The 14,945-nt window shown below is 65.2% G+C and carries 10 protein-coding genes; all 10 read left to right on the top strand.

Going from position 1 to position 14,945, the window contains the following annotated elements; translation table 11 throughout:
* Positions 1-13 precede the first annotated feature (13 nt).
* The 10 genes from CN311_RS11800 to trxA all read left to right on the top strand — a co-directional run bounded on the left by CN311_RS11800 (position 14) and on the right by trxA (position 14,912).
* Positions 14-475, top strand: a complete 462-nt coding sequence (locus CN311_RS11800; protein ID WP_097573949.1) for an HPr kinase/phosphorylase — start codon at positions 14-16, stop codon at positions 473-475.
* Between the two features lie 164 nt (positions 476-639).
* Positions 640-1,041, top strand: a complete 402-nt coding sequence (locus CN311_RS11795; RefSeq protein ID WP_097573894.1) for a PTS sugar transporter subunit IIA — start codon at positions 640-642, stop codon at positions 1,039-1,041.
* Positions 1,038-1,334, top strand: a complete 297-nt coding sequence (locus CN311_RS11790) for an HPr family phosphocarrier protein (RefSeq protein WP_097573892.1) — start codon at positions 1,038-1,040, stop codon at positions 1,332-1,334. Before CN311_RS11795 ends, CN311_RS11790 begins: the two co-directional genes overlap by 4 nt.
* A gap of 148 nt (positions 1,335-1,482) precedes the next feature.
* Positions 1,483-2,883: an adenosylhomocysteinase gene (gene ahcY, locus CN311_RS11785; protein WP_097573890.1), complete on the top strand. Its 1,401-nt coding sequence runs from the start codon at positions 1,483-1,485 to the stop codon at positions 2,881-2,883.
* 188 nt (positions 2,884-3,071) lie between these two features.
* Positions 3,072-5,621 (top strand): sensor histidine kinase, encoded by a 2,550-nt coding sequence (locus CN311_RS11780; RefSeq protein ID WP_097573888.1) that lies wholly within the window; start codon positions 3,072-3,074, stop codon positions 5,619-5,621.
* A gap of 8 nt (positions 5,622-5,629) precedes the next feature.
* Positions 5,630-7,141, top strand: coding sequence for a tRNA (adenosine(37)-N6)-threonylcarbamoyltransferase complex ATPase subunit type 1 TsaE (gene tsaE, locus CN311_RS11775; protein WP_097573886.1), 1,512 nt, complete (start codon positions 5,630-5,632; stop codon positions 7,139-7,141).
* A 20-nt stretch (positions 7,142-7,161) separates the two neighbouring features.
* Positions 7,162-7,887 carry a nucleotidyltransferase family protein gene (locus tag CN311_RS11770; RefSeq protein ID WP_165779674.1) on the top strand — a complete coding sequence of 242 codons (726 nt, stop codon included), beginning with the start codon at positions 7,162-7,164 and terminating at the stop codon, positions 7,885-7,887.
* The gene (addB, locus tag CN311_RS11765) at positions 7,884-11,006 is read left to right on the top strand and encodes a double-strand break repair protein AddB (protein WP_097573882.1); all 3,123 of its coding nucleotides are present in this window, start codon (positions 7,884-7,886) and stop codon (positions 11,004-11,006) included. The genes CN311_RS11770 and addB overlap by 4 nt, the downstream gene beginning before the upstream one ends.
* Positions 11,003-14,515 carry a double-strand break repair helicase AddA gene (gene addA / locus CN311_RS11760; protein ID WP_097573880.1) on the top strand — a complete coding sequence of 1,171 codons (3,513 nt, stop codon included), beginning with the start codon at positions 11,003-11,005 and terminating at the stop codon, positions 14,513-14,515. The genes addB and addA overlap by 4 nt, the downstream gene beginning before the upstream one ends.
* A 73-nt stretch (positions 14,516-14,588) precedes the next feature.
* Complete coding sequence (trxA, locus tag CN311_RS11755; RefSeq protein ID WP_006325606.1) at positions 14,589-14,912, top strand: thioredoxin; 324 nt, start codon at positions 14,589-14,591, stop codon at positions 14,910-14,912.
* The last annotated feature ends 33 nt before the right edge of the window (positions 14,913-14,945 follow it).

The following is a 14,945-nucleotide window of genomic DNA, read 5'->3' as shown; positions in this document are numbered from 1 at the left end:
TTCGGACAAGATCATGCCTGATGCCGTTGTGAACGCTGAAAACATTCACGGCACGGCGCTGTTGATCGGCGAGCGCGGCGTCCTCATCACCGGACCGTCCGGCGCCGGCAAGACGACGCTGGCGCTGACGCTGCTCGATCATTGCCGCGCGCGCGGGCTGTTTTCGCGGCTGATCGGCGACGACAGGCTGCTCGCCGTGGCTCATGCCGGGCGGCTGGTCTGTCGCGTGCCGGCGACCATCTCCGGTCTCGCCGAAGTGCCTGGGTTCATGCCGCGCCCGCTGCCATTCGAGCCGGCCGGCGTGATCGACCTGCATGTCCGGCTGGTGCCGAAGGCAGAAATGGCCCGTTTCCAGGAGGAAATCAGCGAGCCCGTGGCGGGCTGTCCGGTGCCGCGCATCGATCTTGCCGAGTGCAATGTCCCAGCGGCCTTGCCGGCGGTGATGGCGCGGCTCTCCATCGCGCCTTTTTTATGATCCGGTTTCAATTTTTTGCTGCAATGCGTCAAAATGGCTCGGGCCGGCGCAATTTTGGGCTTGTCAACGCGCCTCGCGTCGACAAGATAGCGCTCCCGCCGCCTGGAATGGCCGGCGAACATAAAATGCGCCTGTGAAGCGGCGATGACGGGAGCCACCAACGCATGATCGGACTCGTGCTTGTAACGCACGGTCAACTGGCCGCCGAGTTCCGCCATGCCGTGGAACATGTCGTCGGGCCACAAGACAATTTCGAGACCGTCGCGATCGGCGCCGAAGACGATATGGAGCAGCGCCGCCGCGACATCGTCGATGCCGTTGCCCGCGTCGACACCGGAGCGGGCGTCATTGTTTTGACCGACATGTTCGGCGGCACACCCTCCAATCTTGCCATTTCGGTGATGGAGTCCGGCCGCACCGAGGTCATTGCCGGAATGAACCTGCCGATGCTGATCAAGCTGTCCAGCATTCGCAAGGGCGACAACATGGCGGCCGCGCTCGATGAGGCGCAGGCCGCGGGCCGCAAATACATCAATGTCGCCAGCCAGCTCCTGAGCGGCAAATGAACGCGCTGTCGTCCGAAAAAGTAGAGATCGTCCGCGACTTTCCGATCGTCAACCAGCGCGGCCTGCACGCCCGCGCCTCGGCGAAGTTCGTCCAGGTTGCCAGCGGCTTCAATGCCACGGTCCATGTCGAGAAGGACGGCGTCAAGGTCGGCGGCACCTCGATCATGGGCCTCATGATGCTGGCGGCGAGCCCCGGTTTCTCGATCCGCGTCACCGCCAGCGGTCCGCAGGCCGCGGAGGTCATCGACGCGCTGGAGCAGCTGGTCGCATCCCGCTTTGGCGAGGAAGCCTGACATTGCCATGAGACATGCACGGATAAAGATTTCTTTATATCCCATTGTCGTGCGATCGGCGATCTGCTAGTCAGACCGGCACTTCGCGCCCTTCGACGCCTTCTGGCGCGGGCGCGTCCGTAAAACAATTCTTGATCGGAGCACTGCCATGACGGGTAGCAAGGACTATGTGGTCGCCGACATTTCGCTTGCCGGCTGGGGCCGCAAGGAAATCGAGATCGCCGAAACCGAAATGCCGGGTCTGATGGCCTGCCGCGAGGAGTTCGGCAAGGGCAAGCCGCTCAAGGGCGCGCGCATCACCGGCTCGCTGCATATGACCATCCAGACGGCGGTGCTGATCGAAACGCTGAAGGCGCTCGGCGCCGATATTCGCTGGGCCTCCTGCAACATCTTCTCGACCCAGGACCACGCCGCAGCGGCCATTGCCGAAGCCGGCATTCCGGTCTTCGCCGTCAAGGGTGAGACGCTTGAAGACTATTGGGTCTACACCGACAAGATTTTCCAGTGGGCCGATGGCGGCACCTCCAACATGATCCTGGACGATGGCGGTGACGCCACCATGTACATCCTGATCGGCGCCCGTGCCGAGGCCGGCGAGGACGTGCTGTCCAATGCGGGCAGCGAGGAAGAAGAGATCCTGTTTGCGCAGATCAAGAAGCGCATGAAGGCCTCGCCCGGCTTCTTCACCAAGCAGAAGGAAGCGATCCGCGGCGTCACCGAAGAGACGACGACCGGCGTCAACCGGCTCTACCAGCTGCAGAAGAAGGGCTTGCTGCCGTTCCCGGCCATCAACGTCAATGATTCCGTGACCAAGTCGAAATTCGACAACAAATATGGCTGCAAGGAATCGCTGGTCGATGGCATTCGCCGCGGCACCGACACGATGATGGCCGGCAAGGTTGCGGTTGTCTGCGGCTATGGCGACGTCGGCAAGGGCTCCTCGGCTTCGCTGAAGGGCGCCGGCGCCCGCGTCAAGGTCACCGAAGTTGACCCGATCTGCGCATTGCAGGCGGCGATGGACGGTTTCGAAGTCGTTACGCTTGAAGATGCGGCTCCGACCGCCGACATCGTCATCACCACCACCGGCAACAAGGACGTCGTCACCCTCGACCACATGCGGTCGTTCAAGGATATGGTGATCGTCGGCAACATCGGTCACTTCGACAACGAGATCCAGGTGGCTTCGCTGCGCAATCTGAAGTGGACCAACATCAAGCCGCAGGTCGACTTGATCACCTTCCCGGACGGCAAGCGGATGATCCTCTTGTCGGAAGGCCGCCTGCTCAACCTCGGCAACGCCACCGGCCATCCGAGCTTCGTCATGTCGGCGTCCTTCACCAACCAGGTGTTGGCGCAGATCGAGCTCTACACCAAGCCCGGCCAGTACGAGAACCAGGTCTATGTCCTGCCCAAGCATCTCGACGAGAAGGTCGCGCGTCTGCATCTCGACAAACTCGGCGCCCGCCTCACCGAACTGTCGGGCGAGCAGGCCGCCTATATCGGCGTCACCCCGCAGGGACCGTTCAAGCCGGAACACTACCGCTATTAACCACAGCGCAAATTACCACTAGATATTGAAGCCGGGCGATTGACTTTTCGTCCGGCTTATTTTTTGCGCGGTTTGATTCTTCACGCCGATTCGCGCAAGCGCTATGGTGCTGATTCGCGGTCCGGGGACGAGGGCCCGACGCACGCATCAGGGCGGTCTTGCATTCAGGCGGCGAAGAGGACCAAGACATGCCGGGGGATTACCCGCCTTGCGCGGGACAGGCCGTTTCCGGCGGCCGTAACGATTCGGATATCACAGGCTCCGCTGCCGGAGGCGGCGGCCCCTTGTGGCGCGCTGGCATCCGCGTCGCGAAACTGCTTTCTTCCTCCGCCCTTGCCGGACCGCTGTTTGCTTTTGCCGCGCATGCTGAAACCGCCGGCGCGCGCACGGTCAGCACGGTCGAGGTCATGCAACTCGCCGTGTTCGTCGGCGTCATGGGCGCCGCGCTTCTGTCGGCCATCGTTCTGATTCGCGAGCGGGCCCGCACCACGGCGGAGAATCTCCAGCTCAGAACCCGTATCGCCGACGTCAACGCGGCGCTGCAGCGTTCCGAGGCGCTGCTCAACACGCGCGACCAGCGCGTGATCGTATGGGCCTCGGAGAACAAGAAACCCGAAATCATCGGCACATTGCCGCTCGAGAGCGGCGCTCCGGAAGACCGGGCCGCATTCCTAGCCTTCGGCCGCTGGCTGATGCCGCGCTCGGCGGCAGCGCTCGAACATGCCGTGGCGGGGTTGCGTGAAAAGGCCAAGCCCTTCGATCTCGTCATCGAATCTCTGGTCGGCGCGCCGCTTGAGGTGCATGGACGCAAGAGCGCAGCACATGTGCTTGTGCGCTTCGTCTCGCTCTCGGAAACGCAGCGCAGCGAGGCCAGGCTGAAGATCGAGAACCAACGCCTCGCTGCCGACTACGACACCATGATAGGGCTTCTCGACGCGCTCAACATGCCGGCATGGCTGCGCACGACCGACGGACGGCTGAAGTGGGTCAACCGCGCCTATGCCGAGGCCGTTGAGACGCAGAACGCCGAAGTCGCCGTTCGCGATGCCAAGGAATTCCTGGGCGGCCAGGCGCGCGATGCAATTGCCGCGCAGCACAAGTCGCGTCCGGTCTTTGAGCAGACGCTTTCCACCGTGATCGAGGGCGACCGGCGCATGTTCGCTGTGACCGACTTCGCCAGCGCGGACGGTTCGGCGGGTCTTGCCTGCGACACCAGCGCCATCGAAGCCATCCGCGGCGAGTATGAACGGACCGTGCAGAGCCACGCCGACACGCTCGACCAGCTCAACACCGCCGTGGCGATCTTCGACACCGACGAGAAGTTGCGGTTCTTCAACCAGGCGTTCCAGAAGCTATGGGGTCTCGACAGCGGCTTCCTGCACAGCGCTCCCGATAACGCCTTGTTCCTCGACCGGCTGCGCAGCGAAGGCAAGATCGCCGAGCAGCCCGAATGGCGGCGCTGGAAGGAGAGCCTGCTCGGCGCCTATCGCGCAGTCGAGTCGCAGGAGCATTGGTGGCATCTGCCCGACGGCAAGACCATCCGCGTCGTCGCCAATCCGCAGCCCAAGGGCGGCGTCACCTGGGTATTCGAGAACCTGACCGAAAAGATGGATCTCGAAAGCCGTTACCAGACGGCGGTGCGGGTCCAGGGCGAGACCCTCGACAACCTCGCCGAAGGCGTGGCCGTGTTCGGCCCGGACGGCAGGCTCAGACTGTCCAACCCGGCATTCGCGGCACTTTGGCGGCTGGATGCCGACACCGCCAAGCCAAATGTCCACGTCTCCGCGATCCGCGATTTCTGCGATCGACGGGCCGCCGACAGTCCGTGGGGCGGGTTCCTTGCCGCCATCACCGGCTTCGACGACGAGCGCCGCAACCGCCATGGCCAGACCGAGCTGAACGACGGTACCGTGCTGCGCTATGCTATGATCCCGCTGCCCAACGGGCAGGTGATGATGACCTTCGTCGACGTCACCGACAGCGTCAATGTCGAGCGGGCGCTGAAGGACAAGAACGAGGCGCTGGAGAAATCCGACCAGCTCAAGAACGAGTTCGTGCAGCACGTTTCCTATGAACTGCGCTCGCCGCTGACCAACATCATCGGCTTCACCGAGCTTCTTTCATTGCCGTCGACCGGGCCGTTGAGCCAGAAGCAACGCGAATATGTCGAGCATGTCAGCTCGTCCTCGTCGGTGCTCCTCACCATCGTCAACGACATCCTCGATCTGGCGACGGTGGACGCCGGCATCATGCAACTCGATATCTCCGAAGTTCACATCGATCGGACCATCGCCGCCGCCGCCGAACTGGTCGCCGACCGGCTGGACGAGCATTCGATCAAGCTCAAGATTGACGCCGCCGCCGCGCCAAAAACCTTCCATGGCGACGAGATACGCATACGCCAGATCCTCTACAATCTGTTGAGCAACGCCGCCAATTACGCGCCGGAGGCGAGCACCATCACGCTTGCCTGCCGCCAGCTTGCCGAAGGCGTGGAATTTTCCGTTCATGACGACGGCCCCGGCATGCCGCCGGACCTGCTCGATTCGGTCTTTCGCCGTTTCGAACCGCGCGCCAATGGCGGCCGGCGCCGCGGCGCCGGCCTCGGCCTCTCGATCGTCAAGAGTTTTGTCGAACTGCATGGCGGCAGCGTCCGTATCGAGACCGGCAAGGACAAGGGCACTACCGTCATCTGTGCCTTTCCCGACACGCCGGGCATCCGCGCCGCGGCCGAGTAGCACGCTCGATGGCGGGACTGGTGCTGGAGCGATTTCTCGCCGACGAGGCCGCGACCGCAAGGCTCGGCGAAGATCTGGCCATGTCGCTGCGCCCCGGCGACGTGCTGGCGCTCAAAGGCGATCTCGGTGCCGGAAAGTCGAGTTTGGCGCGGGCGCTGATCAGGGCGATGGCCGACGATTCCCGTCTCGATGTGCCGAGCCCGACCTTCACGCTCGTCCAGAGCTATGAGGCGCGCGTTCCCGTCCATCATTTCGACCTCTATCGACTGTCGGCGGCGTCCGAGCTCGACGAACTGGGCTTCGATGAGGCTTTGGCGCAAGGCGCTGCGCTGGTCGAGTGGCCGGAACGTGCAGAGGACTATTTGCCAAGGACTTCGGTCCTGATCGAACTGGTCCATCGGGGCGACGGGCGGCTGGCCAGACTGTCGGGGCAGGGCGCCGCCTTCGAGCGCGCCGCGCGATCGCTGGCCATGCGCGATTTTCTGGAAAGAGCCGGCTGGGGCGAAGCGCAACGGCGATATTTCATCGGCGACGCTTCGGCTCGCTCCTATGAGATCGTCTCGCTGCCCGGTCTGCCGCCACGTGTCCTGATGAACTCGCCCAGGCTGGTGCTCGGGCCGCCGGTGCGTGACGGCAAACCCTACGCGGTGATCGCCCACACCGCGCAGTCGGTCACGGCCTTCGTCGCCATCGACCGGGCTCTGCGGGCCGGTGGCGTCAGCGTCCCGGAGATCCATGCCGAGGAGCTCGAGCAAGGCTTTCTGCTGCTCGAACATCTGGGTTCGCAAGGGTTTCTCGGCGACCATGGCGAGCCGTTGGCCGAGCGCTATGCGGCCGCGGCCGAACTGCTTGCCATGATGCATGGCAAGGCCTGGCCCGATCGCATGGAGGCCGCGCCCGGCATCTTCCATCATGTGCCGCCCTTCGATCGCGACGCCATGCTGATCGAGGCCGATCTTTTGGTCGACTGGTATGTGCCGGCGATATCAGGCGCCCCCGCCAGCGACGCCTTGCGCGCCGGCTATACAAAAGAATGGAATACAGTCCTCGACCGGCTGAAAGGCCGGGAATACACGCTGATGCTGCGCGATTTCCATTCGCCCAACATCATCTGGCGAGGCGATCGTTCCGGCCATGACCGCCTTGGCATTGTCGATGTCCAGGACGCGCAGATCGGCCCGTCCGCCTATGACGTCGCCTCGCTGGCGATGGATGCCCGCGTCACAGTATCGCCCGACATCGAGAAGCGGACGCTCGATGCCTACATCGCGGCGCGCCACGCGGCTGGCGGCTTCGACGAGGAGGCGTTCGTCGAGACCTATGCCATCATGGCGGCGCAGCGCAATTCGAAGATCCTCGGCATTTTCGTGCGGCTCGAAAAGCGTGACGACAAGCCCTATTATCTCAAGCACCTGCCGCGCATTCGCGATTATCTCCGGCGGGCGCTGGCGCATCCGGCGCTCGCGGGCCTGCGGGATTTTTACGTCGCGCACGGCCTGCTGGAGGAACGGCCGCTGTGACGGCGCACCTTAAAACCGCGATGGTGCTCGCCGCCGGGCTTGGCAAGCGCATGCGGCCGATCACCGATACGATGCCGAAGCCGCTGGTCAGGATATCAGGCAAGACATTGCTCGACCGGGGCCTCGACAGCCTGGCCGAGGCAGGCGTCACCAAGGCCGTGGTCAATGTCCACTATTTCCCCGAGCAAATCGTCTCGCATGTCGCCGGGCGCGCTGCTCCAAAAGTGGTCATATCGGATGAAAGCGAAAGGCTGCTCGATTCCGCAGGCGGCATCGTCCATGCCTTGCCCGAACTGGGAAAGGTGCCTTTCTACATCGTCAACGCCGACACTTTCTGGGTCGACGCCGGCGCATCCAATCTCGCGCGCCTCGCCCTTGCATGGGATGCGGCGAAAATGGATATTCTGCTGATGCTCGCGGATATCAAGTCAGCGACCGGACATAGCGGCGGCACCGATTTCCTGATGGCGCCGGACGGCGCCCTGCGGCGTTCGAAGGGCGATGCGGCGGGCCTGATCTATGCCGGTGCGGCCATCGTCCATCCCAGGCTTTTCAGGGATGCGCCGGCCGGGCCGCACTCGCTCAACGCCTATTTCGACAGCGCCATCGCTGCCGGCCGCCTGTTCGGCATGACCATGCACGGCCATTGGATCACCGTTGGCACGCCCGATGCCATTCCGTTGGCCGAAGCGGCGGTCGCCGGCGCGCTTGCCGATCCGGCCAGCGCCCTCACTGAGTTGAAATGAGCGGCTCCCGCCGCGTTTTCTCGATCCCCCCCGGAGCGCCGTTCCTGCCGACGCTGGCCGAGGCCTTGCTGTCAGGCCGGCTCATTGCGGGCTTCCGCTTCGACGGCGATCCGCTGGCACTGGCCGATGTCACCATCTATGTGCCGACCCGCCGAGCCGCGCGCGCGCTGCGCGGCGTCTTCGTCGACGTGCTCGGGCGTCGCTCGGCGATCCTCCCGGTGATTCGCCCGCTTGGCGAGTTCGACGAGGACGAAGCTGCATTCGAGGCCGAAGCGGCGGCCGCTCTCGATCTGGCGCCGCCGATCGCCTCGATCGAGCGCCTGCTGCTGCTGGCGCCGCTGGTGCGGGCCTGGAAACGCCGCCTGCCGGCGCATGTCGCGGCCCTTTTCGACGAGGAAATCGTCGTGCCGGCCTCCGCCGCCGATGCCATCTGGCTGGCGCGCGATCTGGCCCGGCTGATGGACGAGATCGAGACGGAGGGCACTGACTGGTCAAGGCTTGCCGATCTGGTGACCGGCAATCTGGCTGGCTGGTGGCAAGTGACGCTCGATTTCCTCGGCATCGTCACCGACAACTGGCCGAACATCCTGGAAGAGCGCAATCGCTCCAATCCCGCCGCGCATCGCAATGCGCTGATCAGACTTGAAGCGGCGCGGCTGAAGCGCAACCCGCCGTCCGGGCCGGTGATCGCCGCCGGCTCCACCGGATCGATCCCGGCCACGGCCGAATTGCTCGCCGTGATCGCCGGCCTGCCCGGGGGCGCCGTCGTGCTGCCCGGCCTCGACACGACGCTGGACGAGCCGTCCTTCCAGGCGATTGCCGCACCTGGCGCCCGCCCGGCTCTGCTTGGCCACCCGCAATACGGCCTGGCCAGGCTGATCGGCAAGGTCGGCGTGCTGCGCGGCGATGTCGAGGCGATCGCAATTGCCGAAAGGCCGCTGGCGCTACGCGCGGCCCTTGTCGGCGAGGCGCTGCGGCCGGCGGAAACCACCGAATTGTGGGCCGAGACGCGGCTCGGCTTTACACCAGGCGAGATCGCCGAGGCCTTTGCCGATGTGACGCTTCTTGAAGCCGCCAGCGAACGCGACGAGGCCGTGGCGATCGCCGTCGCACTCAAACGCGCCGTCGAAGAGCCCGGCCGGCGCGCGGCGCTCGTCACCGGCGACCGTGCCCTGGCGCGGCGTGTTGCGGCCGAACTCTTGCGCTTCGGCGTCATCGCCGACGATTCCGGCGGCACGCCGCTCGCCAACACGCTGGCCGCCGGCCTGCTCAGGCTGGCGCTTCAGGCCGCCTTTCGCCCCGGCGATCCGGTCGCGCTGCTGTCGCTGCTCAAGCATCCTCTGCTTGGCCTTGGCTTGGAGCGCGCCAGCGTACGCCATGCCGCGGAGATCGTCGAACTCGTGGCGCTGCGCGGCGGCACCGGTCGCCCCGACATCGCGTCGCTGTCGGAACTCTTCGAAGCTCGCCTTGCTGGCTTGAGTGGCGACAAGCGCCAGCCCTTCTGGTTCTCGCGCCTGACTGTGCGCAGCATCGAGGCCGCCCGCGAATTGCTCGTCCGCCTTGCCGCCGCGCTGGCGCCGCTGATCGCTCTTCGCGGCGAGGGCGACACCGATCTTGCCGCGCTGAGCAGAGCCAGCGTCGTCGTGCTCGAAAATCTCGGCCGTGCCGTGGATGGCAGTCTGAGCGGCCTTTATGCCGGCGACGCCGGCGAAAAGCTCGCCGAGCTGTTGCGCGGGCTGGTCGCCGCCTCGGTGCCGTTTTCCTTCGCCGCGACCGAATGGCCCGATGTGATGGAGGCGCTGATCGCGCCCGAAACGGTCAAGCCGGCGCAAGGCACCGACCGGAACATCGCCATCTGGGGTGCGCTGGAAGCCCGCTTGCAGAGCGTCGACACGCTGGTCATTGGCGGCTTGAACGAAGGCGTGTGGCCGCGCAAGCCGGAGAGCGACCGCTTCATGTCGCGGCTGATGAAGAGCGGTATCGATCTCGAGCCGCCCGAACGACGCATCGGCCTTGCCGCTCATGATTTCCAGATGGCGATGGGCGCGAAGAAGGTGGTGCTGGCGCGCTCCGCCCGCTCCGGCGATGCGCCGGCGGTGCCATCGCGCTGGCTGCAGCGCATCCTCACCTTCATAGGCAAGGACCATGCGACGGTGCTTAGCCGACGCGGCGATGAATTGCTGGCCTGGGCGCGCGCGCTCGATGCTGGCGAGAAGCAGGATTTTGCGCCGCGACCGCAGCCGAAGCCGCCGCTGGCTGTCAGGCCAACCCATTTCTCGGTTACCGAGATCGAAACGCTGCGTCGCGACCCCTACGCGATCTATGCCAGGAGGATCCTCGGCCTGATGCCGCTCGATCCGGTCATCCGCGATCCGGGCGCCGCCGAGCGCGGCACGCTGTTCCACGCCATCCTGCATCTTTTCTCGGCTGATGTGGCCGACCCGCGCGCGCCGGAGGCGCTGGCCGGCCTTATCGCCGCCGGCCGCGCCTGCTTTGCCGATGCCGTCCTTCCCGCCGATGTCGAGGCCGTGTGGTGGCCGCGCTTCGAAAAGCTCGCCGGCGGCATCGTCGAATGGGAGCGCGGCCGCGCCGACGCCGTGGTCCGGCGGCATGCCGAGGAGCGTGCCCAAAAAACCGGCGTCGGCCAATCCGGCGTGACGTTGTCCGGCTATGCCGATCGCGTCGATCTGCTGGCCGGCGGCATGGCCGACATTCTCGACTACAAGACCGGCTCCTCGCCGTCCAAGGCGCAGGCGCACACGTTGCTGTCGCCACAATTGGCGCTGGAGGGCGCGTTGCTGAGGCGCGGCGCCTTCAAGGGGCTGGGTGCGTGCGAGCCATCGCAGCTGGCCTTCATCAGGCTGAAGCCGAATGGCGAGGTATTCGAGGAATCCATCCTCGAATACAACCGCAAGCCAAGAACCGCCGCCGATCTCGCGGAGGAAGCCTGGGCGCGACTGGAAAAGCTGCTGATCCACTATGCCGACCCGGCGACCGGTTACCTCTCGCGCGCATTGCCGTTTCGCGAGGGCGAGACCGATGGCGACTACGACCATCTCGCCCGTGTGCTCGAATGGTCCGCCGGTGGTGATGCCGACGACGACGGAGGGGAGGCGTGAAGAAAGCCTATCCGATCCCGACCGACACCGCCATGAGCCAGGCCAGGGCCTCCGACCCGCGGAATTCCGCCTGGGTGTCGGCCAATGCCGGATCGGGCAAGACCCATGTGCTGGCCCAGCGCGTCATCAGGCTTCTGCTTAGGGGTACCGATCCGTCGAAGATCCTGTGCCTGACCTACACGCGCGCCGCCGCCGCCAACATGTCGAACCGGGTGTTTTCGACACTCTCGGAATGGACGGCGCTTGGCGATGCAGAGCTTGCGGCGAGGATAGAGGCGCTGGACGGAAGCCGGCCCGACGGCGATACCATGCGCAGGGCGCGCCGGCTGTTCGCCGAGGCGCTGGAAACGCCGGGCGGGCTGAAGATCCAGACGATCCACGCCTTCTGCGAATCTGTGCTGCACCAATTCCCGCTGGAAGCCAACATTCCGGCCCATTTCGAAATGCTCGACAGCCAAATGGAGGCTTCGCTGTTCGCCACTGCGCGCCGCGACATGATCTCGGGCACGGCCGCGGGCGACGCCGGGTTGGCAGAGGCTTTCGCCGCCGTGCTCGAGCGCGGCGGCGAGGCCGGGCTCGACGCATTGCTTGCCGAGATCGTGCGCAAGCGCGACGGGTTGCGCACCTTCATCAGCACGGCCGGCGGCGATGGCTTCCGGGCGCTGTTCGACGAGTTCCGGTTCCGCCCCGGCCAGACCGCCGAGGATATCGCGGCGTCCGTCTGGCCGCTGCCGGGTTTCCTGCCGGACTATTTCGTCACCTTCACCCGCGCTGCCGAAGCTGCCGACGCCCGCATCGTGCTGAACAACATCTTGCCCTATGCCCGTCTTGCCTTTGCCGAAGACGATCCGATCCGGCGGCTGCAACTGTTGGGCAAGGCCTTCCTGCGGGCGGATGGCGCTCCTTATGAGCCGGCAAAGACATTCAAGAAAGCGCTGCTCGACCGCTTGCCGGATCTGCCGGAACGCTATCTGGCAGCAGTCGACGCCATCCTCGAAATCTCCGACCGGCTGGCCCTGTTCAGGATGCTGGAAGGCACAAGCGCCGCCCTGACCATCGCCGACTGGCTGATCGCCCGCTACGAGCAATTGAAGCGTGCCCGCGGTTTCCTCGACTTCAACGACCTCATTACCCGCACGGTCAATCTCCTGGCGCGGCCCGACGCCGGCCCTTGGGTGCAGTACAAGCTCGACCAGGGCATCGACCACATCCTGCTCGACGAGGCGCAGGACACCAGCCCCGACCAATGGGATGTGGTGAGACGGCTGGCCGAAGAATTCTTTGCCGGGCAGGGCGCGCGCGACATGCTCCACCGCACCATCTTTGCCGTGGGCGACGAAAAGCAGTCGATCTATTCCTTTCAGGGAGCGGCGCCCGATTCCTTCGCCGACTCAAGGCTGCTGTTTGCCGGCAAGGTGCGCGACGCCGATGCCGCCTTCGCCGATCTCAAGCTGACCTGGTCTTTCCGCTCGAGCGACGACGTTCTTGCCGCGGTCGACCGCGTCTTCGCCGATCCCGCCGTGCGGCGTGGCATCAGCCACGATCCCGATCCGCTGCGCCACCAGGCTATCCGCACCGACGCGCCGGGCTATGTCGAGGTCTGGCCGTCGATCGGTGCTGAAGCCGTCGACGAGCCCGACGACTGGACGCAGGCCGTCGACCACGCCCATGCGCCGGCGGTGCGCGTCGCCGAAAACGTAGCAGTGACCATTGCCGGCTGGATCGGCGGCGGCGAGATCGTCGAAGGCCGCGGCAAGAAGCTTCGACCCGGCGACGTCCTGGTGCTGGTGCGCAAACGCGATCGCTTCGTCCATGCGCTGACGCGCGCATTGAAGCGCCGCGACATCCCGGTCGCCGGCGCCGATCGGCTCAGCCTGCCTGGCCATATCGCGGTCAAGGACCTGATCGCGCTTGGCCATTTTCTCATCCAGCCGCAGGACGATCTGTCGCTTGCCTCCGTGCTGCGCAGTCCGATCTTCGACGTTTCGGAAGAGATGCTTTTCAAGCTAGCGGGCGAGCGGCTGCCCGGTCTCCCGTTGATCGCTTCGCTCAAAGAGCATGCCGGTGACGGGGCTGCCCTCGCCACCATCATTGCCCAACTCGACACATGGTCCAACGAGGCGGCGTTCAAGCCGGTGTTCGAATTCTATGCCGCCGTTCTCGCACGCAACGGTCTGCGCAGGAAGATGATCGCACGGCTCGGGCCGGAAGCCGGCGACATACTCGACGAGTTCCTGAATTTCTGCCTGGCAGAGGAGCGGACCGGCCTGCCGGGGCTGGAATCCTTCCTGTCGACGCTGGAGAACGCCGGTCCCGAGATCAAGCGCGAGATGGACCAGACGCGCGACGAGGTCCGCGTCATGACCGTACACGCCGCCAAGGGCCTGGAGGCGCCGGTCGTGTTCCTGGTCGATGGCGGCTCGGCCCCCTTCAGTGACCAGCATCTGCCGCGGCTGATGCCGTTCGACGGCTCGGGCGCAAACTGGGACGGCAAGGGCTATCTCTGGCGCTCGGCCAGCGAAGTCGCCAATGGTTTTTCGCGGGCAGCTTCCGTCCGCGCCCGCGAACTCGCCGACGACGAATACCGCAGGCTTCTCTATGTCGGCATGACGCGAGCAGAGGACCGGCTGATCGTCTGCGGCTACCACGGCAAGCGGGCGCCGAGCACCGGCACCTGGCATTCGATCGTCAGCCGCGCGCTGGTCGGGGCGCCGGAAAGCACGCAGCGGCAGCACCCGGCCACCGGTGAGGCCGTGCACCGCTTTCACGTGACAAAATTGCCGCCAGTCGCACACGCGGCAGCCGAGGAGGCGCAACAGACGCAGCAATTCGGGCCTTTGCCGAAGACGCTGTTCCAGCCCTTGCCGCCCTATGAAGACCTGCCGCGGCCATTGTCGCCCTCCGGCGCCTCGGCCTTGATCGACGAGACGAAGGAAGCGCTGATCGACACGGGCTCGCCGGTTCTGGATGTCGAGGCGGAGCCCGGCTTTGCCGTGATGCGGGGACTGGCGCTGCATAAATTGCTGCAGATGCTGCCCGGCATCGCCGAGTCCGAACGCCGGGATGCGGCGACGCGCTATCTCGAACGCGCCGGCGCCGGGTGGCCTGATACCGAGCGCGACAAGGCTTTGGCCTCGGTGACTGCGATCCTTGCCGATGCCCGCTTCGGAGCGCTGTTCTCGCCGTCCTCACGCGCGGAGGTCGCGGTCATGGGCAGCCTTGAGGTGAAGGGCCGGTTGCGCTCCATCTCGGGCAAGATCGATCGGCTGGCGGTCATGCCGGGCAAAGTGTCGATCGTCGACTACAAGACCAATCGGCCGGCGCCGGAGACGATTGCCGAAATTCCACCGGCCTATGTACTCCAGCTTGCGCTTTATCGCGCCTTGCTGCAGCCGCTTTACCCGGGACGTGAGGTCGCTGCCGCGCTGCTGTTCACCGAGGCGCCGCGGCTGATCGAGCTGCCAGGTGCGGTCATGGACGATGCCCTTGCCCGACTCACGGCAGCGTGACACAACACCTGCTTGAACAAGCGCGCGATCACCACCACATTTGGTACGACGAAAAAATCGAAAGGATTCCCGCATGGCCACCGTCAAGGTCGACAAGAGCAATTTCCAGGCCGATGTGCTTAACGCCAAGGAGCCGGTCGTGGTTGATTTCTGGGCGGAGTGGTGCGGCCCCTGCAAGATGATCGCGCCGGCGCTTGAGGAGATCGCCAACGAACTCGGCGGCAAGGTCAAGATCGCCAAGCTCAACATCGACGAGAATCCGGAGCTCGCCGCACAGTTTGGCGTCCGCTCGATCCCGACGCTGATGATCTTCAAGGGTGGCGAAAGGGCCGATGTGAAGGTTGGCGCTGCGCCCAAGACGGCGTTGTCGCACTGGATCAACGGCAATCTCGCCTGATCGTCCTGAAATTCGGACTGACGAAGCCCGGTC

The organism is Mesorhizobium sanjuanii (genome assembly GCF_002529485.1).
Lineage (GTDB): Bacteria > Pseudomonadota > Alphaproteobacteria > Rhizobiales > Rhizobiaceae > Mesorhizobium > Mesorhizobium sanjuanii.
This window is presented reverse-complemented; position numbering and strand designations above follow the sequence as displayed.

Bases quoted from the DNA above. Each gene is read 5' to 3' on its own strand.
- CN311_RS11800 (WP_097573949.1), top strand. From the start codon at position 14: ATGCCTGATGCCGTTGTGAACGCTGAAAACATTCACGGCACGGCGCTG.
- CN311_RS11795 (WP_097573894.1), top strand. From the start codon at position 640: ATGATCGGACTCGTGCTTGTAACGCACGGTCAACTGGCCGCCGAGTTC.
- addB (WP_097573882.1), top strand. From the start codon at position 7,884: ATGAGCGGCTCCCGCCGCGTTTTCTCGATCCCCCCCGGAGCGCCGTTC.
- CN311_RS11770 (WP_165779674.1), top strand. From the start codon at position 7,162: ATGGTGCTCGCCGCCGGGCTTGGCAAGCGCATGCGGCCGATCACCGAT.
- CN311_RS11790 (WP_097573892.1), top strand. From the start codon at position 1,038: ATGAACGCGCTGTCGTCCGAAAAAGTAGAGATCGTCCGCGACTTTCCG.
- ahcY (WP_097573890.1), top strand. From the start codon at position 1,483: ATGACGGGTAGCAAGGACTATGTGGTCGCCGACATTTCGCTTGCCGGC.
- trxA (WP_006325606.1), top strand. From the start codon at position 14,589: ATGGCCACCGTCAAGGTCGACAAGAGCAATTTCCAGGCCGATGTGCTT.
- CN311_RS11780 (WP_097573888.1), top strand. From the start codon at position 3,072: ATGCCGGGGGATTACCCGCCTTGCGCGGGACAGGCCGTTTCCGGCGGC.
- tsaE (WP_097573886.1), top strand. From the start codon at position 5,630: ATGGCGGGACTGGTGCTGGAGCGATTTCTCGCCGACGAGGCCGCGACC.